Source organism: Brachybacterium aquaticum, from assembly GCF_014204755.1.
Classification (GTDB): domain Bacteria; phylum Actinomycetota; class Actinomycetes; order Actinomycetales; family Dermabacteraceae; genus Brachybacterium; species Brachybacterium aquaticum.
Map to the genome: position 1 here is coordinate 2,776,401 of NZ_JACHLZ010000001.1, position 19,293 is coordinate 2,795,693.

The 19,293-nt window shown below is 72.4% G+C and carries 19 protein-coding genes, 1 tRNA gene and 1 pseudogene; 8 read left to right on the top strand and 13 right to left on the bottom strand.

The features are described from left to right. Positions 1-15: 15 nt before the first annotated feature. From HNR70_RS12435 to HNR70_RS12445, 3 genes are all read left to right on the top strand, one after another. Positions 16-930 carry a sulfurtransferase gene (locus HNR70_RS12435; RefSeq protein WP_184325932.1) on the top strand — a complete coding sequence of 305 codons (915 nt, stop codon included), beginning with the start codon at positions 16-18 and terminating at the stop codon, positions 928-930. Beyond that, complete coding sequence (locus HNR70_RS12440; RefSeq protein ID WP_184325933.1) at positions 927-1,394, top strand: SufE family protein; 468 nt, start codon at positions 927-929, stop codon at positions 1,392-1,394. The genes HNR70_RS12435 and HNR70_RS12440 overlap by 4 nt, the downstream gene beginning before the upstream one ends. A 134-nt stretch (positions 1,395-1,528) precedes the next feature. Further along, a complete protein-coding gene (locus HNR70_RS12445) occupies positions 1,529-2,221 on the top strand; it encodes a PadR family transcriptional regulator (RefSeq protein ID WP_184325934.1) in 693 nt (230 codons plus the stop codon). A gap of 16 nt (positions 2,222-2,237) precedes the next feature. On the opposite strand, the gene HNR70_RS12450 is transcribed toward HNR70_RS12445, so the two are convergent. After that, on the bottom strand, positions 2,238-3,254 hold the full coding sequence (locus HNR70_RS12450; RefSeq protein WP_184325935.1) for a hypothetical protein: 1,017 nt from the start codon (positions 3,252-3,254) through the stop codon (positions 2,238-2,240). 240 nt (positions 3,255-3,494) lie between these two features. Between HNR70_RS12450 and HNR70_RS12455 the strand changes: the two genes are divergently transcribed. Next, on the top strand, positions 3,495-4,853 hold the full coding sequence (locus tag HNR70_RS12455; RefSeq protein WP_184325936.1) for a M20/M25/M40 family metallo-hydrolase: 1,359 nt from the start codon (positions 3,495-3,497) through the stop codon (positions 4,851-4,853). A 74-nt stretch (positions 4,854-4,927) separates the two neighbouring features. On the opposite strand, the gene HNR70_RS12460 is transcribed toward HNR70_RS12455, so the two are convergent. After that, on the bottom strand, positions 4,928-5,611 hold the full coding sequence (locus tag HNR70_RS12460; protein WP_184325937.1) for a TetR/AcrR family transcriptional regulator: 684 nt from the start codon (positions 5,609-5,611) through the stop codon (positions 4,928-4,930). 368 nt (positions 5,612-5,979) lie between these two features. Here HNR70_RS12460 and HNR70_RS12465 point away from each other — a divergent pair, with 368 nt between their 5' ends. Then, a complete protein-coding gene (locus HNR70_RS12465) occupies positions 5,980-6,261 on the top strand; it encodes an HPr family phosphocarrier protein (RefSeq protein WP_184325938.1) in 282 nt (93 codons plus the stop codon). Between the two features lie 91 nt (positions 6,262-6,352). Here the strand turns inward: HNR70_RS12465 and HNR70_RS12470 are convergent. The 4 genes and pseudogenes from HNR70_RS12470 to HNR70_RS12485 form a co-directional block, all read right to left on the bottom strand. Next, positions 6,353-6,440: transfer RNA gene (locus tag HNR70_RS12470), tRNA-Ser, on the bottom strand. Positions 6,441-6,532: 92 nt separating this feature from the next. Then, positions 6,533-7,450, bottom strand: coding sequence for a universal stress protein (locus tag HNR70_RS12475; RefSeq protein ID WP_184325939.1), 918 nt, complete (start codon positions 7,448-7,450; stop codon positions 6,533-6,535). Between the two features lie 73 nt (positions 7,451-7,523). Beyond that, on the bottom strand, positions 7,524-8,270 hold the full coding sequence (locus tag HNR70_RS12480; RefSeq protein ID WP_184325940.1) for an XRE family transcriptional regulator: 747 nt from the start codon (positions 8,268-8,270) through the stop codon (positions 7,524-7,526). A gap of 125 nt (positions 8,271-8,395) precedes the next feature. Then, a pseudogene (locus HNR70_RS12485) lies at positions 8,396-9,130 on the bottom strand (helix-turn-helix domain-containing protein); the annotation flags it as partial. Positions 9,131-9,255: 125 nt separating this feature from the next. On the opposite strand from HNR70_RS12485, the gene HNR70_RS12490 reads away from it, so the two are divergent. Continuing rightward, positions 9,256-11,415 carry a S9 family peptidase gene (locus HNR70_RS12490; protein WP_184325941.1) on the top strand — a complete coding sequence of 720 codons (2,160 nt, stop codon included), beginning with the start codon at positions 9,256-9,258 and terminating at the stop codon, positions 11,413-11,415. Between the two features lie 106 nt (positions 11,416-11,521). On the opposite strand, the gene HNR70_RS12495 is transcribed toward HNR70_RS12490, so the two are convergent. The 7 genes from HNR70_RS12495 to HNR70_RS12525 form a co-directional block, all read right to left on the bottom strand. Then, entirely contained in the window at positions 11,522-12,370 is an 849-nt protein-coding gene (locus HNR70_RS12495; RefSeq protein ID WP_184325942.1) for a MetQ/NlpA family ABC transporter substrate-binding protein, read from the bottom strand. A 35-nt stretch (positions 12,371-12,405) separates the two neighbouring features. Beyond that, a complete protein-coding gene (locus HNR70_RS12500) occupies positions 12,406-13,107 on the bottom strand; it encodes a methionine ABC transporter permease (protein ID WP_184325943.1) in 702 nt (233 codons plus the stop codon). After that, positions 13,104-14,120, bottom strand: a complete 1,017-nt coding sequence (locus HNR70_RS12505) for a methionine ABC transporter ATP-binding protein (protein ID WP_184325944.1) — start codon at positions 14,118-14,120, stop codon at positions 13,104-13,106. Before HNR70_RS12505 ends, HNR70_RS12500 begins: the two co-directional genes overlap by 4 nt. A gap of 140 nt (positions 14,121-14,260) precedes the next feature. Beyond that, a complete protein-coding gene (locus tag HNR70_RS12510; protein WP_184325945.1) occupies positions 14,261-14,956 on the bottom strand; it encodes a glycosyltransferase in 696 nt (231 codons plus the stop codon). 330 nt (positions 14,957-15,286) lie between these two features. After that, positions 15,287-16,336 carry an ABC transporter substrate-binding protein gene (locus tag HNR70_RS12515; protein ID WP_184325946.1) on the bottom strand — a complete coding sequence of 350 codons (1,050 nt, stop codon included), beginning with the start codon at positions 16,334-16,336 and terminating at the stop codon, positions 15,287-15,289. A gap of 94 nt (positions 16,337-16,430) precedes the next feature. Further along, entirely contained in the window at positions 16,431-17,282 is an 852-nt protein-coding gene (locus tag HNR70_RS12520; RefSeq protein WP_184325947.1) for an ABC transporter permease, read from the bottom strand. Then, positions 17,279-18,085 carry an ABC transporter ATP-binding protein gene (locus HNR70_RS12525; RefSeq protein ID WP_184325948.1) on the bottom strand — a complete coding sequence of 269 codons (807 nt, stop codon included), beginning with the start codon at positions 18,083-18,085 and terminating at the stop codon, positions 17,279-17,281. The genes HNR70_RS12520 and HNR70_RS12525 overlap by 4 nt, the downstream gene beginning before the upstream one ends. 241 nt (positions 18,086-18,326) lie before the next feature. On the opposite strand from HNR70_RS12525, the gene HNR70_RS12530 reads away from it, so the two are divergent. Both HNR70_RS12530 and HNR70_RS12535 read left to right on the top strand, forming a co-directional pair. After that, positions 18,327-18,677 (top strand): ArsR/SmtB family transcription factor, encoded by a 351-nt coding sequence (locus HNR70_RS12530; RefSeq protein ID WP_184325949.1) that lies wholly within the window; start codon positions 18,327-18,329, stop codon positions 18,675-18,677. Beyond that, positions 18,674-19,171 (top strand): SRPBCC family protein, encoded by a 498-nt coding sequence (locus tag HNR70_RS12535; RefSeq protein ID WP_184325950.1) that lies wholly within the window; start codon positions 18,674-18,676, stop codon positions 19,169-19,171. Before HNR70_RS12530 ends, HNR70_RS12535 begins: the two co-directional genes overlap by 4 nt. Positions 19,172-19,293: the final 122 nt, after the last annotated feature.

Sequence of the window (19,293 nt, forward strand, 5' to 3'; positions counted from 1 at the left end):
TCGAAAGGTGAAGTGATGACCGTCCCCGCCGATCCCACCCCTGCCCTGCAGGAGTACGCCCACCCCGAGAAGCTCGTGACCACGCAGTGGCTCGCCGACCGCCTCGCCTCCGGGGACACCGACGGCCTGGTCGTCGTCGAGTCCGACGAGGACGTGCTGCTCTACGAGACCGGCCACATCCCCGGCGCGGTGAAGATCGACTGGCACCTGGACCTCAACGACCCCGTCACCCGCGACTACGTGGACGGCGAGGGCTTCGCCCGCCTCATGGACGCCTCCGGCATCACCCCCGAGACGACCGTGGTGATCTACGGCGACAAGTCCAACTGGTGGGCCGCCTACGCCCTGTGGGTGTTCGAGCTGTTCGGCCATGCCGACGTGCGCCTGCTGGACGGCGGCCGCACGGCCTGGGAGGCCGAGGGCCGCGAGATGACCACGTCCGACGAGGGCCGCCCCGCCGCGACCTCCGGCTACCCGGTCCTGGAGCGCAAGGACGCCCGGATCCGCGCCTTCCGCGACGACGTGCTGGGCTTCCTCGGCGGTCCGCTGATCGACGTGCGCTCCCCGCAGGAGTACTCCGGCGAGCGCACCCACATGCCCGACTACCCGCAGGAGGGCACCGTGCGCGGCGGGCACATCCCCACCGCGCGCTCGGTGCCGTGGGCCCGCGCCGCCGCGGAGGACGGCCGCTTCAAGCCCCGCGCGGAGCTGGAGGCGATCTACCAGGAGGAGCTTGGCTTCGAGGCCGCCGAGCCCACCATCGTGTACTGCCGCATCGGCGAGCGCTCCTCGCACACCTGGTTCGTGCTGACCTACCTCCTCGGCTTCGAGTCGGTGCGCAACTACGACGGCTCGTGGACCGAGTGGGGCAACGCCGTGCGCGTCCCGGTCGTCCAGGGCACCGAGCCCGGCGAGGTCCCCGCCCGATGACCGCGACCGGCACGGACTCCGCGGCCGCACTGCCGGAGGGCTTCGCCGAGATCGCCGAGGACTTCCACGCCCTCGGCGGTCGGGACCGCCTGCAGCTGCTGCTGGAGTTCTCCAACTCCCTGCCCGAGCTGCCCGAGCGCTACGCGGAGCACCCCGAGCTGCTCGAGCCGGTGCCCGAGTGCCAGTCCCCGATCTTCCTGATCACCGAGGTGGAGGGGCAGGGCCGGGACGCGACCGCGCACCTGTTCTTCTCCGCCCCGAAGGAGGCGCCGACCACCCGCGGCTTCGCGTCGATCCTCGCCGAGGCGCTGGATGGCCGGTCGGTGGGCGAGGTGCTGGACACCCCGGAGACGGTGACGAACTCGCTGGGCCTGGCCGAGGTGGTCAGCCCCCTGCGGCTGAACGGCATGGCCGGGATGCTCGCGCGCATCAAGCGCCAGCTGTCCGAGAAGGCCGGGCTCTGACCCGTCCCTGACCGTCCGCACGTATTCCCGCACGGGCCCGCGCAGCGCTGAATCTCTCAGCGCCGGGCGGGCCCTTGCGTTCGCGATACGTTGCGATATATCGTGATAGCACGTCAATAGAAAGGGGGTCGCACATGCGACGCCACCATCACCATCATCATCACCGCCCCCAGCAGGGCGGACGCGGCTTCTCGCAGGACGGGCGCGGCACCGAGCCGGGCTTCGAGCGCGGCGGCCGACGCCACCACGATCCCGCGGGGCACCACTTCGAGGACTTCGAGAGCCGGGGCGGCGGGCGCGGCCGACGGGGCGGTCCCGACCGTCGCGACGGCGATCGTCGCGGAGGCCCTGATCGCCGCGGCGGCCGACGAGGCCCGCACCGCGCCCCGCGCGGGGACGTGCGCACCGCGGTGCTGCTGCTCCTCGCCGAGGAGCCGATGCACGGCTACCAGCTGATGCAGACCATCGCCGAGCGGACCGGGGACCGCTGGCGCCCGAGCCCGGGCGCGGTCTACCCGACCCTCAGCCAGCTCGAGGACGAGGGGCTCGTCTCCTCCACCCCCGAGGGCGGGCGCAAGCTCGTCAGCCTCACCGAGGCGGGCCGCAGCCACGTGGAGGAGAACTCCGCGTCCTGGCCCGATCCGTTCCCGCCGGCCGCTCAGGACGGCGAGGACCAGGCCATCGACCTGCGCGAGCTGGGCCACGGCCTGCTCGGCGCGGTCCGCGAGGTCGCCCGCACGGGCACCGACGAGCAGGTGCGCGAGGTCGCGCAGCTGCTCGAGGAGGACCGGCGACGGATCTACCGGATCCTCGCCGGAGAGAAGTGAGCCGGACCGCCGCCCGTCAGGACGACGGCGGCGACTGCGGGGCGGGGGGCGCATGCTCCCCGCCCTTCGTGCTGTCCGGGGCGGGATCGTCCGGCCACTCTGCACCGCGGCTCTCAGCACCGCGACTTTCTGCACCGCGACTCTCTGCACCGCGACTGTCAGCCCCGCGGCTCTCCGCCCCGCGCCCGTAGCGCTCGAAGGCGCGTCCGGCCCCGCTGCGCAGCACGCCGAGCGCTGCCTTCCCGGCCTCCGCCTGGGCGCGGTCCATCGCCGCGCGCGCCTGCGCGGACAGCCGCCCGCGTCCGCCGGAGCCGTCTGCCCCGTCGGCCGCTCCCCCGGCCCTGCCGCCCCCGCCGCCGCCCCAGCCGCTCGCGCCGGACCTGACGGCGCCGCCGGCAGCCCCCGTCGGCCGAACATCGTCAGGCTCGGGCCGCAGCCCGCTCTCGATCCGGTTGTGCCGGTCGCGGGCCACCTTCAGCTCGAGCGGCACGCGGACCGTGCGCACGAGCGCCTCGCGCACGTCCTGGCGGATCTGCGCCTCGTGCCGGGCGAGGTAGGCGTCCAGATCGTGCTCGTCCTCCCGCAGCGTGAACGCCAGTCCCAGCAGGTAGGAGGCGAGATCCGAGGCGGCCTCCGGGGAGAGGCCATAGGCGTCGGCCGAGGTGCGCGAGTCCCGCAGCGCGACCGCGTCGTCGGCCTCGAGCGGGCTCGGGCCGATGTCGATGCCGCTGAGCACGTCCTCCACGACGGCGTGGAAGCGGGCGTCGCCCGCGACGTCGGCCTCGCGCAGCGCGGCGCGGGTGGTGCCCCGCGGCACCGGGATGCGGGTGATGCCCTCGCGGGCGAAGTCGTCCTGCGCGGCACGGCGCACTAGGCGACGGGCGGCGCGCTCGAGGTGGCCGGCGTCCGCGTCCCGCGGGATCTCCGGCATCACGGCGCGGGCGTCCGCGAGCACGAGCGACCGGGCGGTCCCGGCCTCGGCGCGGCGGCGGACCTCCGCCAGGCGGTCCCGCAGCTCGTCGACGGGCTTCATACGCGCACCTCCAGGGGTCGGCTCCAGGGTCGGCGACGGACGCGCCCATCGTACGGCGCGAGGCCGGATAGGCCCTGGGGCTCACGCAGGTCCCGGAGCCCGCTCAGCGCCCGGGGGTCGCTCAGGGCCCGGGGCTCACGCGGGTCCCGTCGGCCGCATGTCCCACGGTGACGTCGAAGTCCGCGCGCACCCGCACCGCCGAGTACGGTGAGAGACCCCGACCCCGAGGAGGTTCCCGCCATGCCGATCGCCGACCCCACCGCCGACGAACTCGCCCTGCTGCAGGACGAGGCGGTGACCTTCACCCAGGAGCTCATCCGGATCGACACCACGAACTTCGGCGGCGATGACCCCGAGACCTGGGGGAAGGGCGAGGCCGAGGCCGCCGAGTACGTGGTCGCGAAGCTGCGCGAGGTCGGGCTCGAGCCCGAGGTGTACGAGTCCGCGCCCGGGCGGCCGACGGTGCTCGTCACGGTCCCCGGCGAGGACCGCGAGCGCGGCGGGCTGATCCTGCACGGCCACCTCGACGTGGTCCCGGCGAAGGCCGAGGACTGGTCGGTGGACCCCTTCGGCGGCGAGATCCGCGACGGGATGATCTACGGCCGCGGCGCCGTGGACATGAAGGACATGGTCGGGATGATGCTCGCCGTGGTCCGCCACCTCGCCCGCGCCGGCGCCACCCCGCCGCGCGACCTGCGCCTGATCTTCTTCGCCGACGAGGAGAACGGCAGCGTCTGGGGCGCGAAGTGGCTGGTCAAGGAGCATCCCGAGCTGTTCGAGGGGTACACCGAGGCGATCAGCGAGGTGGGCGGCTACTCCATCACCCTGCCGCGCAAGGACGACGGCGGCGACGTGCGCGCCTATCTCATCCAGACCGCGGAGAAGGGCTACGCCTGGGGGCGCCTGCGCGCCACCGGCCGCGCCGGCCACGGCTCCGTCCCCAACGACGAGAACGCCATCGTGCGCCTCGCCCGCGCGATCACCGCGATCGACGACCACGAGTTCCCGATCGAGTACGTCGCCAGCGTCCGCGCCCTCTTCGACGGGGTCACCGAGATCACCGGTGTGGGCTGGGACGAGGGCGACATCGAGTCCTTCCTGCCGCTGCTGGGCGGGGCGCGCCAGTTCGTCACCGGCACCCTGCGCGACTCCGCGAACCTCACCCAGCTCGACGCCGGCTACAAGGTCAACGTCATCCCGCAGACCGCCGAGGCCGGCTTCGACGTGCGCTACCTGCCTGGCCACCTCGACGACGTGCTGGACCTCCTGCGCGAACTCATCGGCCCCGACGTCGAGCTGATCGTCGACAACCTCGGCATCGACGCCGACGCCCCGCGCGAGGGGGATCTGTACGACGCGATGAGCCGCGCCCTGCAGGCGGAGGACCCCGGCTCCGAGGTACTCCCCTACTGCCTCAGCGCCGGCACCGACAACAAGCCGCTCAGCACCCTCGGCATCGCCGGGTACGGGTTCACGCCGCTGCAGCTCCCCGCCGACCTCGACTTCGCCCCGCTATTCCACGGGATCGACGAGCGGGTGCCGGTGGACGCGGTCCGCTTCGGCGCACGGGTGCTGCTGCGCCTGCTCGGCGACTGCTGAGGGGCGCGGCCGACGGGGCCGGGCGGCCCCGGCAGGCGGGGGCGCGGGCGCGCGGGGCGCGCGGCCGACGGGGCTCAGGCGCCGGCCGGCTCGTCCTGGCCGTAGGTGCGGCACTCGGCCATCCAGCGCTCGGCAGGGACCGGATCCTCGAGGCCGAGGCCCGTGTACCAGGACGGGGCGAAGCGCAGGATCGTCTCGAGCAGGCCGGTCGCATCCGGGGCGACGCCCGCGCGCCACTGGGCGTCGGTGTCCACCAGCCATCGCGCGCACTGGGCGAGGGCGGCCCCGGCGATCGCCCGGCAGCTCTCCTCGGACTTCAGCACCGCGGGCACGTCCTCGCCGACGTACGCCATCGCCGCGACGTGCAGCTCGGTCACGGTCTCGACCAGGATCATGTAGGTGCGGTGGGTGAACTTCCAGTCCAGGGCACCGCGCAGGAAGGCATGGTGCCGCTCCACGTAGGCGACGAGCATCGCGAAGCCGTGCTGGACGTGCTCGTCCATGGTGCGGCCCGCGGCACCGGCGAGGCGGCCGCGCTGCCAGGCGGCGTCGAACATGTCCTGGAGCATCGCGCCCATGAGGTCGTCCAGGCCTGTGAAGTGGCTGTAGAAGGCGGCGCGGCTGACTCCGGCGCGCTTGGCGAGGGCGTTGACGGTGACCTCACCGTCGTCGGCGCCGAGGTCTCGGGCAGCGGCGAAGATCGCCGCTCGGGTGCGTGCGGGGCGGGGATCGGGAGCGCGCTCGCTGAGATTCGGCATTGACTCATGGTAGACCAGCGATTTCGCTGCCCAGCGAAGGAGGCGGGACCGTTCGGTGAAGATGCGGGGAAGGGGACGAGGAGGGTGAAGACCCTCCCCGCGCACCCACCGGACCACCCCCGGTCCGGCCCTCCGGCACCCCCTGGCCCGACACCCCTGACGGCCCGGGTCACCGTATCCGCGCCCGCGCCCGGGGGACGAGAAGTTCCAGCCGATTGTCCGAAACCTCTCCGACTCGGCATCTCTCTCGGGAACGGGAGGTGAACGCGAGGTGACGCGGACCCCTCGGGACGAACCGCGGCCGCTGGCCGCACGGACCTCCGGACGGCGATACCCTGGAGCCCTCCACGTCGAGAAAGGCGCACGCGATGCCAGCACGCACCGTGAAGGTCGCGAGCTCGAGCGGCCTCCATGCCCGCCCGGCCGCGATCTTCTCCCAGGCCGCCAGTGAGCAGCCGGCCCCCGTCACCATCGAGACGACCGACGGCACGCCGGTCCGGGCCTCCAGCATCCTCATGCTGCTGACCCTGAACGTCGGCCACGGGGACGAGGTCACGCTCCGCGCCGAGGGCGAGGGCGCCGAGGAGTCGCTGACGACCCTCGCCGACCTGCTCGAGACGAACCTGGACGAGGCGTTCCAGGATCAGTGAGGCCGTAGGGACGGCGTCCGCACATGCACGAAGGCCCCCGCCGGGATCGGCGGGGGCCTTCGTCGACCGGGGAGAAACCCCAGGTCAGGAGCGGTAGCGGCGGGATTTGAACCCGCGGTACGGGGTTACCGTACACATCATTTCGAGTGATGCACCTTCGGCCGCTCGGACACGCTACCGTCGACCAGGGTAACCGCCCGGCCACCGTGCGTTCAAACCGGAGCGGCCAGGACGCGAGTCACATCACTCGCAGACGCGCCCTCGCGGGCACTCACTCGCGGGAGCCCCCGTCGGCCGCCGCGCCCGTCCCCTCGCTCTCCGACGCCGCACCCCCGGCCGGGCCGCGCCGCACCACGATCACGTTCCCCGTCGCGTGCAGCACGGTCGCGTGGGCGGTGGAGCCGAACTGGCCGCGGCTCTGCCCGCGGTGACCGAGCACCAGCATCCGCGCCCCGGCGGCCGCGCTCAGCAGGCCCTCCGCGACGGTGCGATCCTCGAGGGTCCGGGACTGGACGGTGAGCTCCGGATGGCGTGCCCGCGCCCTGTCCACGCCCTCGTCGAGTGTCCCGCGGGAGCGGTGGCCGGCGCTCCACGCCTCGCCGCCGTTCTCGTAGGGGGCGTGGCCTGTAGCACGCACGTGCACCACGCGCAGCGTCGCACCCCAGGCTGCGGCGAGGTCGGCGGCGACGTCGACCGCCTCCCCCGCGACGCCTGAGCCGTCGTAGGCGACGAGCACCGGACCGGCGCGGTGCTGGTCGGAGCGGATGATCGCCACCGGGCAGCCCGCGTCGTGGAGCAGGCCGCGGCTGACCGAGCCGAGCAGGGTGCCCATCACCGCGCCGAGGCCGCGCGTGCCGACCACCAGCATCTCGCCGCGTCCGGAGGCCTCCTCGAGCACCTCGCGCGGCATGCCGGCCACGAGCTCGGCGCTCACGGGGACCTCGGGGAAGGTGCCGGTGATGCGGTCGACCGCATCGTCCAGCAGGCGCCGTGCCTGGTTGCGGGGGCCGGTCGGGTCGAGCACGGGGAGTCCGGAGACGCCCTGCCCCAGCAGCGGCCAGGTCCAGGCGTGGACCAGCTGCACCTCGGCCCTCGTGTCGCGGGCGAGCTCCGCCGCCCAGCGCACCGCCGCCATCGAGGCGGTGGTGTCGTCGTAGCCCACCAGGATCGTCCGGCCCGTCTCGCCCATCGTCCGCACCTCCTCGTGCAGCGCTCCTCGGTGCGTCGATTCTACGTCGGGACCGTGTCTGCGACCAGGGCGGTCACTCCTCCGCCTGGTCTTCGTCCGGCCCCCAGGCCCAGCGCAGCCCGAAAGTGCCCGGGTCGAACCGGGACTCGCTGAGCTGGAGCCGGCCCCGATGGTCCAGCCGCACCGGGGACACCGATTCGCCGGCCTCCGTGCGGCGGTAGCGCTCGCACTCCAGCGGCCGCCTCCGACCGCGGAACTCGACCTCGAGCACGACGTCGTTGGCAGTGCGGGGGATGGAGTACTTCGCGCTGGTGACCTGGGTGGCCTCGAGGTGGAGGTCGACCTCATCGCTCAGAACCGCGACCTGCCCGGCGTCGAGCCGTCCGTCGACCAGCAGCTCCACACCGTAGGTGCGCCGGACCGACCAGCACAGCGTCGGCCCCACGGAGCTGCCCTCCAGCACCGTCACCTGCGGAGCACGATCGGGCTCATCGGCATCGAGCACGTGCACGACCGGGACCCGGCACACTCCGGACTGCAGCGCACGCACCGTGGCGCGGTGCGCGAAGCGCTGCACGGAGCGGCCCGAATCGATGACGCCGACCTCCTGGGCGAGATCCAGCAGCGCCTCGAGCGCGGTAAGCACGCCCAGGGAGTGCTCGCCGCTGGGCAGGCTGCGCCCCGATCGCCAGTTGCTGAGGGTCGCGATGCTGATGGGGCGGCCCCGTGCGCGCAGACGGTGGGAGATCGCGGTGAGCGACAGGTCGCTGCCGGCGATCGGGGAGCACAGGGCCCGCGCGAAGGCGTCCTTCTCGACCATCCCGCGGGCTCCAGTCCTCGTTCGCCGTCGGACCGTTCAGCACTTCGCCCGTACCCGTGAACGAGGTGGCGTAGCCTCCGTCGCGCCCGGTCCGGCGCGGTGCCCCGCTTCCCAGGCCCTCGGCGGAACGCCCTGGAGGTGTGGTTCGCGCCGTTGTCGGTCACCAGACGAGAGATCCTCGTGATGCCGTGCGCGGCGAAGAACTCCCGAGCCTGATGGAAGAACCCGATGGTCGTCACTGCTTTCCCATCCTCGAGCACTTCGGTGTAGGCCAGGCGGAAGAACCCTTCCTCCATCGAGTGGAGGTAGGTGTAGCCGACCCGGCGACCCTCCCCCCTTCGATGCTCGCCCGAGCTCGCTGTCGCGGCCGTGTGCCCACCAGCCGCCGCCGTCAGGGATCCTCCCGACCTTCTTCACGTCCATGTGGACCATGTGCCCGGGATAGCGGGCGATGATCTTCCCTGGTGAGCGGAGGTTCTCGCTGGGGAGATGCCGCGGATCCGGTTCAATCCCAGGCGGTCCAACCTGCGCATCACCATCCGCACGAAGCAGAGGACGTCGTGCCCGTCGGCGAGTCCGCGGACGATCCGACGAGCCGACCACTTCCGTCTCCGGCACCAGTGCTCGATGAGCTCGACCACCCAGGCCGGTAGGCGCGTGGGCCGGTGCGCGGGAGCGCTGGAGCGGTCCTCGAGACCGGCCTCGCCGTGGTCGCGGTAGCGGGAGACCCACTTCGAGAGGGTCGAGCGGGCGATGTGGAACTCCGCAGCGACGTGCGCGATCGGACGACCCCGCTCGATCACCTGCGCGACGGCTCGCTGCCTTCCGATCACGGTCAGCGGGGCATTACGGTGAGTCATGGAACGGGTCTCCTCCCAGCAGATGAATGGCTTCAGCACCACCCATCGTGCCGATCAGGGACCCGTTCCTTCATCCCCACCCCGGTGAACACAACGTCATGACCCGCAACAGTTAGTCTCGGTCCATGACCAGCGCGACCCCCGCAGACCCCGCCCCGTCGGCCCAGCCCCCGACGGCCGACATCCCCCCGGCCCCCGCCCCCGAGCACCGCCCCACCGAGCGGACCTTCCACGGCGACACCGTGGTCGATCCTTACGAGTGGCTGCGGGACAAGGAGGACCCCGAGGTCATCGCGCACCTCGAGGCCGAGAACGCCTACGCCGACGCGCGCACCGCGCACCTCGCCGATCTCCGTGACACCCTGGTGAAGGAGTTCGTGGGCCACACCCAGGAGACCGACCTGTCCGTGCCCGTGCGACGCGGGGACTGGTGGTACATCACCCGCACCACCGCCGGGGAGGACTACCCGAAGTTCACGCGCGTGGCCGATGCCGGCGCGCTGCCCGAGGTGGAGCCCGGGGTGCTGCTCGAGGGCGAGCAGCTGCTGCTGGACGCCCAAGCTGAGGCCGCCGGGGAGGAGTTCTACTCCCTCGGCGGACTGCTGCCCTCCCCCGACCACCGCCTGCTCGCCGTCGCCGTGGACACCGCGGGCGACGAGCGCTTCACCCTGCGGATCCTCGATCTGGACTCCGGCTCCGTGCTGGACGAGTCCGTGACCGGCGCCGGCTACGGCCTCGCCTTCTCCACCGATCAGCAGTGGCTGTTCTACGCCCGGGTCGACGACGCCTGGCGCCAGCACCAGATCTGGCGGCACCGCATCGGCGGCGATCCTGCCGAGGACCAGCTGGTCATCGAGGAGCCGGACGAGCGCTTCATGATCGGCCACGACCGCTCCCGCGACGGCTCCACCCTGATCATCCAGGCCAGCTCCACCACCACCTCCGAGGCGTGGCTGCTCGACCTCGCCGACCCCACCTCCGCGCCCGTCCCCGCCGGTGGTCGCCGCGACGGCGTGGACTACACGATCGAGCACGCCGGGGACCGTCTGCTGGTGGTCCACAACGACGGGCACACCGGCTTCGCCCTCGCCCAGGCGCCGCTGGAGGACCCCGCCGCCTGGGAGGTGCTGCTGGTCGCGGGCGAGGGCGAGCGGCTGCTCGGCGTCGAGGCGTTCGCGGGCTTCGTCGCCCTCGAGCTGCGCAGCGCCGGTCTCGCCTCGGTGCGGATCGTCCCCCGCGCGGCCGACGGGTCCCTGCGGCTCGAGGAGGCCTTCGACCTCAGCCACGGCGGGGAGCTGGACACCGTGGAGCTGGACGCCAACCCGAACTGGGACCAGACCACGGTGCGCTACCAGCTGACCAGCCTGCTCACCCCCGCCACCGTCGCCGAACGCGACCTCGCCACCGGCGACACCGCGATCCTCAAGGTCACCGCGGTGCCCGGCTACGACCCCTCGCTGTACGTGGAGCGGCGCGAGTGGGCGCGGGCCGAGGACGGCACCGCGGTGCCGCTCAGCGTCGTCGCCCGGAAGGACACCCCGGCCGACGGCACCGCCCCCGGCTACCTCTACGGCTACGGCTCCTACGAGGTCTCCATCGACCCCTCGTTCGTGCCCACCCGGCTCTCGCTCCTGGACCGCGGGCTGGTCGTCGCGATCGCCCACGTGCGCGGCGGCGGCGAGCTGGGCCGCGACTGGTACGAGCACGGGAAGCTGCTCGAGAAGAAGAACTCCTTCAGCGACTTCGTCGCCGCGGCCGCGCACCTGACCGACTCCGGTCTCGTGGACCCGGCGCGACTGTCGGCCGAGGGCCGCAGCGCGGGCGGCCTGCTCATGGGCGGCATCGCGAACCTCGCCCCGGAGCGGTTCCGGGCGGTCATCGCGGGGGTGCCCTTCGTGGACGCGCTGACCACGATCCTGGACCCGTCGCTGCCGCTGACCGTCGGCGAGTGGGAGGAGTGGGGCGACCCGCTGCACGATCCCGAGGTGTACGCCTACATGAAGGAGTACACCCCCTACGAGAACATCCGGGCCGTGGAGTACCCGGCGATCTTCGCCTCGACCTCCCTGAACGACACCCGCGTGTTCTTCGTCGAGCCCGCGAAGTGGGTGGCGCGCCTGCGCGAGACCGTCACCTCCGACCAGGCCGAGCGCCCGATCGTGTTCCGCTGCGAGATGGTGGCCGGGCACGGCGGCCGCTCGGGCCGCTACCGCAAGTGGGAGCAGCGCGCCGACGAGCTCGCCTGGCTGCTCGACCAGCTGGGTGCCACGGAGCTCGTGGGCTGAGTCGGCTCACGGGCTGAACCGCTCGACATGACGACGGGGCCGCACCGGGCAGTGATGCCGGGTGCGGCCCCGTCGGCCGTCAGGAGCGCGACACTCCGAAGGAGGCTCAGAAGGCGGGGATGACCGCGCCGTCGTAGGTGTCCTCGATGAACTGGCGCACCTCGTCGGAGTGGAGCAGCTCGTTGAGCTTCACGAGCGCCTCGTTCTCGGCGTCGGCGGTGCGGACCACGAGCATGTTGGCGTAGGGGTTGTCGTCGCCGGACTCGAGGGCGAGGGCATCCTCGGCGGGGCTGAGGTCGGCCTCGAGGGCGTAGTTGCCGTTGATGACGGCGATCGCGAAGTCGCCCAGGGTGCGGGGCAGGAGCGCCGCGTCGATCTCCTGGAAGTCGAGGTTCTTGGGGTTCTCGGCGACGTCGTCCGGGGTGGCCTCGGTGGGCTCGATGCCCTCGTTCAGGGTCAGCAGGCCCTCGGCGGCCAGCAGCGCGAGGGCGCGGCCGCGGTTGGTGGGATCGTTCGGGATGCCCACGGCCGCACCGTCCTCGACCTCGTCGATGCTGGTGAGGGAGTCGGAGAAGATGCCCAGCGGCTCGATGTGCACGCCCTGGAAGGGGGTGAGCTCGTAGCCGTTCTCGGCGATCTCGGTCTCAAGGTAGGGCAGGTGCTGGAAGAAGTTCGCGTCCACCTCTCCCTCGTTGAGCAGACGGTTCGGGATCGGGTACTCGGTCTGCTCCTGCAGGTCGAGCTCGAGGCCCGCGTCGGCGGCGAGGTTCTCGCTGACGAAGGTCAGGATCTCCATGTGGGGCAGCGGGGTCGCGGCGACGCGCAGAGTGGTGACGCCGCCCTCCTCGACCGGGCCGCCCTCGGCGGAGGTGTCGTTCCCGCCGCAGGCGGCGAGGGTCAGCGCGGCCAGGCCGGCGCCGGAGGCGAACAGGGTGCGACGCGAGACGGTGCTCATGGGGTTCCTCCAGAGGGGATGGGGATCGGGATGGGTCAGGCGGTGCGGGCGCGGTGGTCGACCGCGCGCGCGAGTCGGGAGCCGATCAGCTGCACGAGGATCACGATCGCGACCAGCAGGATCACGGTGGCGACGATGATCTCGGTCTGATAGCCGGTGTAGCCGCGGTTGTAGGCCAGCTGGCCGAGGCCGCCGGAGTTCACCGAGCCGGCCATGGCGGTGTAGCCGATGACGGCGATCGTGGTGGTGGTGATCGAGCCGATGATGCCGGGCAGCGCCTCGGGGATGAGGACCTGGCGGATCACCTGCCAGCGGGTCGCGCCCATCATGCGCACGGCCTCGATCTTCCCGGCGGGGATCTCGCGCAGGTTCAGCTCGAACAGGCGCGCGGCGAAGGGCACCGCGGCGATGGTCAGGGCCAGCATCGCCGCGTTCGGTCCGGTGGAGCGGCCGGTCAGCGCGCTGGTCACGGGGATCAGCGCGATGATCAGGATGAAGAACGGGAAGGAGCGCAGCACGTTGACCACGAAGCCGACGACCTGGTTCAGCACGCGCACCACCGGGGAGCGGGAGCCGTCGGTCTCGTACAGCGCCACGCCGAGCGGGAGCCCGAGCAGCACGGTCAGCAGCATGGTCACGGCGGTCATGTAGAGGGTCACCACGGTGCCCTGCCAGACGCCGCCGTCCCAGCGGTGGAAGAGGGGGTTGGAGAGCCACTCCTGCAGCGTCTCGATCATGCGGTCTCCTCCTTCGCGACGACGCCGGCCGCATCGAGCTCGGCGAGGTAGGAGGCGAGGCTCTCGGCGCTGATCGCGGCGCCGGAGGCGTTGCGCAGCGCGAGCTGCACCCGCCCCACCTGGCGCCCGCCGATGGTCTCGATGGTGCCGGCGACCAGGGTCGCCTCGGCGCCGTGGGCCTCGGCCGCGCGGATCAGGTCCTCGCTGGTGCGGAAGCGGGTGGAGTCGCCGTAGTCGCAGTTCACGATCACGGCGTCGATGCCGGTGGGGGCGGGCGGCAGGGAGATCAGCTCGGAGCTCAGCGGGCCGTGGGGGTCCGCGGCGACGTCGACGAGCTCACCGGTCTGGGCGATCTTGCCGTCCTTGAGCAGGGTGACGGTGTCGCAGACCTCGCGGACCACGGCCATCTCGTGGGTGATGATCACGACGGTGATCCCGAGCCGTTCGCGCAGGTCGCTGATCAGGCGCAGGATCTGGCGGGTGGTGGAGCCGTCGAGCGCACTGGTGGGCTCGTCGCACAGCAGCACCTTGGGCTCCGCGGCGAGGCCGCGGGCGATGCCGACGCGCTGGATCTGCCCGCCGGAGAGCTGGGCGGGGTGGTTGTGCTCGCGGCCGGAGAGGCCCACGAGCTCGACCAGCTCGGCGACGCGGCGCTCCCGCTCGGCGCGGGGCACCCCGGCGATCTCGAGGGGGTGGGCGATGTTGCGGGCGGCGGTGCGGGAGTCCAGCAGGTTCGCGTGCTGGAAGACCATGCCGATGTTCCGCCGCGCGGCGCGCAGCGCATCGCCCTCGAGGGCGGCGATGTCGGTGCCGTCCACCTCGACGCGCCCGGAGGTGGGCTTCTCCAGCCCGGTCAGGCAGCGGATGAGGGTGGACTTGCCGGCGCCGGAGCGGCCGACGATGCCGTGCACCCGCCCGGGCTCGAGGTGGAGGTCGATCCCGTCGAGCGCGACGACAGGGTCTCCCCCACCGGGGGCGGGGAAGACCTTCGTGAGGCCATCGAGAGTGATCACCAGGGAAGTGAAACACCCAAACGGGGTCCTGGGGAGCACTTGTTCACGAGGCGCAACAAACCTCACAGACCAGTGAGTTCACGGGCGGACGGGTGTGGAGGGGGTCACGGCCGCGCCTCAGAGCCGCTCCAGCTCAGGGATCAGGCGGCTGCCGGCGACCTCCGCACGGATCCGAGACCCGAGCGCCGCGGCAGAGCTCCGGTAGGTCGGATCGCCGAGGACCTCCTGCACCGCCGCCGCGATCCGCTCTGGGGACGAGCGGCGGGAGATCGAGACCCCGGCCCCGTGCAGGCGCACGCGCACGGCGTTGTCGGGCTGGTCGCGGAGTGGGGCATGACCACCAGAGGCAGATCGGTGGCGAGCGCCTTCATCACGGTGCCGTGCCCGCGGTGGGTGAGCACGAGAGGGGCGCGGGCCATCACCGGGCCGTGCGGAGCCGAGCGCACCACCTCGATCCCCGAGGCGGCCCGCAGCTCCCCCGGGTCCACGCCCTTGGCGGTGGTGACCAGAGCGCGGACGGGCAGGGTCGCGAAGGCGTCGATGCTCCGCTGGAGGCAGTCGCGCTGGTCCTGGAAAGTGGAGGGCAGGGCGACCAGGACGAGCGGGAGCCCGTCGGCGGAGGACCCGCCGGCCGACGGACCGTCGGCCCGGGCCTCGTCGGCCGACGGGTCGACGGCCCGATCTCCTCCCGCTCCCCCGACCGCCCAGCTCGGGTCCTCCAGCATCGGGCCGACATACCGCACGCCGGGGCGCAGCCCGCGCGGCAGGTCGAAGGCGCGGGCGGTGAGGACGTACTCGCGCCGGGCGGCATGGACCTGGTCCCACAGCACCCGCATCGAGCGCAGGCCGAGGTCCGGGCGGTCCTCGCTCAGCAGTGGGAGCAGCTCCCCGGCGAGCGATCGGGCGGGACGGTGCCGCCGCCGTCGGTGAGGCCGAAGAGGTAGTGGCGCTGGATCCGGGAGCCCATGGGCACCTCCGTCGTCAGCCCCGGCAGCCCGGGGTCCCAGGATCGCCCCGTCGGTTGCGCGGGGCAACGGCGCGGGGACGTCGATCGCTGGGCCGGCTGCATGCTGCCGGACGACGAACGGCGCCGACCGAGCCCAGGAGGGATCGGTCGGCCCCGCTCGGGTGCCATGGACCGGGCGTCGCCGCTCCGGTGCCGCCGCTCAGGCGCCCGCGTTCTCCGCGAAGCTCGCGTCGACGATCCCGGCCACGTCCAGCGGCTCGGTGTAGGTGATCTGCCCGGCCTCGATCCACACGGCCTGCATCGCCTCGAGCTGATCCGGCTGCGGGGCCAGATCGGGCAGGTAGGTGTACATCGGGGAGGCCTTCAGCACGTCGATCTCCTGGCCGAGGGTGTCGGCGAGGATCTGGTAGACCTCGTCGGACTGGGTGCCGTCGGCCGAGAGCTCCTGCGCACCCTGGGCGAGGGCGGTGAAGAAGGACTGGGCGAGGTCCGAGGAGACGAAGGACTCCGAGTAGATGACGCCGGTGCCGGTGGTGCCCTGGGCGGGCACCGCGAGCGGCGAGGCGATCCCGGCCTCCTCGATCGAGGTGGAGAAGGGGGCCGACGGGGTCGCGGCGTCGACCGCGCCGTTGGCGAGCGCGGCCTCCTGGTCCGGGGTGGCGAGGTTGGAGACCTCGACGTCGTTGAGTGTCAGGCCGCCCTCCTCGAGCATCGCCGCGAGCAGGTAGCCGCCGGTCGCGCCCGGGCCGCCGGCCACGCCGATGGTGCGGCCCTTGAGGTCGGCGACGGAGGAGACGCTGCCGTCGTCCAGGAGCTCCTGGCGCACCTCGAGGGCGGTGGGCGAGTTCTCGATGTCGCCGGGCGAGATGCCCATGGAGCCGACGACCTTGAACGCGAGGCCCTGCTGGAGGGCGTTGAACATGCCGGCGCTGAACCCGGCGACCATGACGTCCAGCTGGTCGTTGGACAGCATCGGCACGCCGTCCTGGCCGGACTTCAGCGGGGTGAGCTCGAGGGTGATGCCGGCGTCGGCGAAGTAGCCCATCGAGTCCGCGACGTACAACGGCGCGAACAGGGAGGAGGGCAGGTGGCCGACGCGGACGGTGCCGCCCGCGGTCGCGCCGCCGGCGTCGGACGAACCACCGGCGCCGGAGCCGGTGTCCTCCCCGGTGACGGCGGGGCCGCAGGCGGCGAGGGCACCGGTGACGGCTCCGGCGGAGGCGAGGGACAGCAGTGTGCGGCGACGCATGGGATGCTCCTTTGCAGTGACCCGGCAGGGCCGGGGATTCGGGGGTGGCCAGGAGGCCGGTGTGGGGAGTTCAGGGTGGGGCGGGGCGCGAGCGTCAGCGCTCGCGCCGCCAGGGCAGCAGCAGCTTCTCCGAGCGGGAGAGGATCGCGGTGATCAGCGCACCGATCACGCCGATGACCACGAGGCCCACGTACATCTTCTCGGGGATGAACAGCTGCCAGGAGTTCCAGATCAAATAGCCGAGGCCGGTCGTGGTCGCGCCGGTGAACTCCACCGCCGTGACCACCACGACGGCGGAGCCGGTGGCGGTCTTCAGTCCGGAGAACACGAAGGGCATGGCGCCGGGCAGGACCACGAAGCGGAATCGGTCGAAGCCGCGGGCGCCGTAGGCGGCACCGGCCTCGAGGAGCTTCTTGTCGATCGCCCATACGCCGGCGACCGTGTTGATCTGCATGATGAAGAAGGCGGTGATGAACACCGAGATGACCTTGGGCAGCTCGGTGGGGCCGAAGATCATCAGCAGGATCGGGAAGATCGCGATCTTGGGCAGCGGGTACAGCGCCGAGAACAGCGGGCCGAGTGCCGCGTTCAGCGCGCGGGAGGATCCCATCAGCAGGCCGACGCCGATGCCGGCGAGCGCCCCGAGCCCGCCGCCGACCAGCAGACGCATGAGGGTGGGGCCGGTGTGGGCCCACAGCTCGCCGGTGCGGAGCATGTCGACGCCGGCGGCGACGATGCGGGTGGGCGGCGGGAAGAAGCGCGGGTCGATGATCAGGGCGCGCGAGCACACCTCCCACAGCACGATCAGAAGGATCGGGGTGGAGATCGACAGGATCAGGTCGCGGGTGCTGAGGCGCCGGTCGCGGGCGCGCTGCGCGCGAGCGGCGACGAGGGTGCGCTCGTCGCGGCTGGTGGCGGACGTGTCGGTGCGGGGCTGGGTGCTCATGCGGACTCCTCGGCGGTGCGCGCGTCCTCGCGCAGCAGGTCCCAGATCCGGGCCCGCAGGGCGGAGAACTCGGGGCTGCGCTCGATGTCGAAGGACCGCGGGCGCTCGAAGGGGACGGTGATGTCCTCGCGCAGGGTGCCGGGGCGGCCGGACATGACGATGACGCGGTCCGAGAGGATGATCGCCTCGTCGATGTCGTGGGTGACCATGAGGACGGTCTTGCGCTCGGACTCCCACAGGGAGATGAGCTCCTCCTGCATGAGCATGCGGGTCTGGGCGTCGAGCGCGCCGAGCGGCTCGTCCATCAGCAGCACCGGGGAGCCGGTGGCGAAGGCGCGGGCGATGGCGACCCTCTGGCGCATGCCGCCGGAGAGCTGGTGGGGGTAGGAGTCGGCGAACTCGGTCAGCCGCACCCGGTCGAGCCAGTCGCGGGCGATGCGGGTGCGCTCGGCGGCGCCGGTCCCGCTCATGCGCAGCCCGAAGGCGATGTTGTCCAGCACCGTCATCCAGGGGAAGACGCCGTGCTCCTGGAACACGAAGGCGGCGGGGATCTTCCGGCCCTCGTCGGGCATGGAGACCGTGCCGACGGTGCGCTCCTCGAGCCCGCCGAGGATCCGCAGGAACGTGGACTTGCCGCAGCCGGAGGGGCCGACGATGCAGGTGAACGAGCCGGGCTCGAGGGTGAGGGAGAAGTCCTCCAGCGCCCAGACGGGGTCGCCGCCGGAGAAGAAGACCTTGGAGACGTCCTCGGCGACCACGGCGCCCGGTGGGGCGGGGGCCTGGGAGGCGGGGTGCGTGTTCATCGGTGCTCCTCATCCCGGACGGAGCGGCGACGACGGCGGTCCGACGGGGTGATGCGGGTTTCGGGCAGTGCCTGGGCGGAGGGGGTGGGGTGCGTGCGCGGGCGCGCGATGCGCCTTCACTGTAGCGGGCGTCTCGCAGTCCGAAACCATGGTCTCACGGTTCGGTCGGGGCCGAACCTCTTGACGATCCACTCGCCGCCACCCATCATGTAAGCAGTTACTTACACAAGGAGGTGGAGTCGTGCCCCCTGCGGAGGACCCGCTGTCCCGCGTCTTCCACGCCCTGGCCGATCCGACCCGGCGCGCGATCATCGAGCGCCTGGCCGAGGGGCCGGTGCCGGCGGGCCAGCTCGCGGAGCCCTTCGCCATCTCCCGTCCCGCGATCAGCCAGCACCTGAAGGTGCTGGAGGAGGCGGGGCTGATCACCCGGACCGCCCAGGCGCGCTGGCGCCTGTGCACCCTCACCCCCGAGCCGCTCGAGGCGGCGACGGACTGGGTGGAGCGCCATCGCGCAGTGTGGTCCGACCGCTTCGACGCCCTGGACGACGTGCTGCGCAGCGCGCGCGGCGAGCAGACCGGAGAGAACCCATGACCCCGAACCCTGACGCTTCCCCCACCACCGACACCACGACCCCCACGAGCTTCACCCTCGTCCGCTCCCTCGAGGCCCCGCGCCCCCTGGTGTGGCGGGCCTGGACCGATCCGACCCTCGCCGCCCGCTGGTGGCACCCCGAGGGGGTCGAGGTCCAGGAGGGGTCGGTGTCGATCGATCTGCGCGAGGGCGGGCGCTACACGTACACGATGACCGTGGACGGCGAGCGCTGGCCGACGGCCGGCACCTATCTCGAGGTGCGGGAGCCGGAGTTGCTCCGCTTCACCTGGGCCGGGCCGGAGGACGCCGACGAGATCTCGCCGCTGATCACGGTCGCCCTCGCGGAGGACGGCGCCGAGCGCACCACCATGACCTTCACCCTGGAGCGACGCGAGCCCGCCCCCGAGGGCGAGCACGACGACGTCCAGCAGGGCTGGACCTCGAGCCTCGACGACGTACTGCCCGGCCTGCTCACGGAGCTCACCGGGCAGTGATACGACGCCAGGGCTGAGTGCTCAGGGACCACTTTCCCAGGCGTCCAGCTCCGAGTCCGGAAGCGGCTCGAAGAAGGAGCCGGGGATCTGCGCCTCCACGAAGCCCGTCGGCCGGCGCTCGT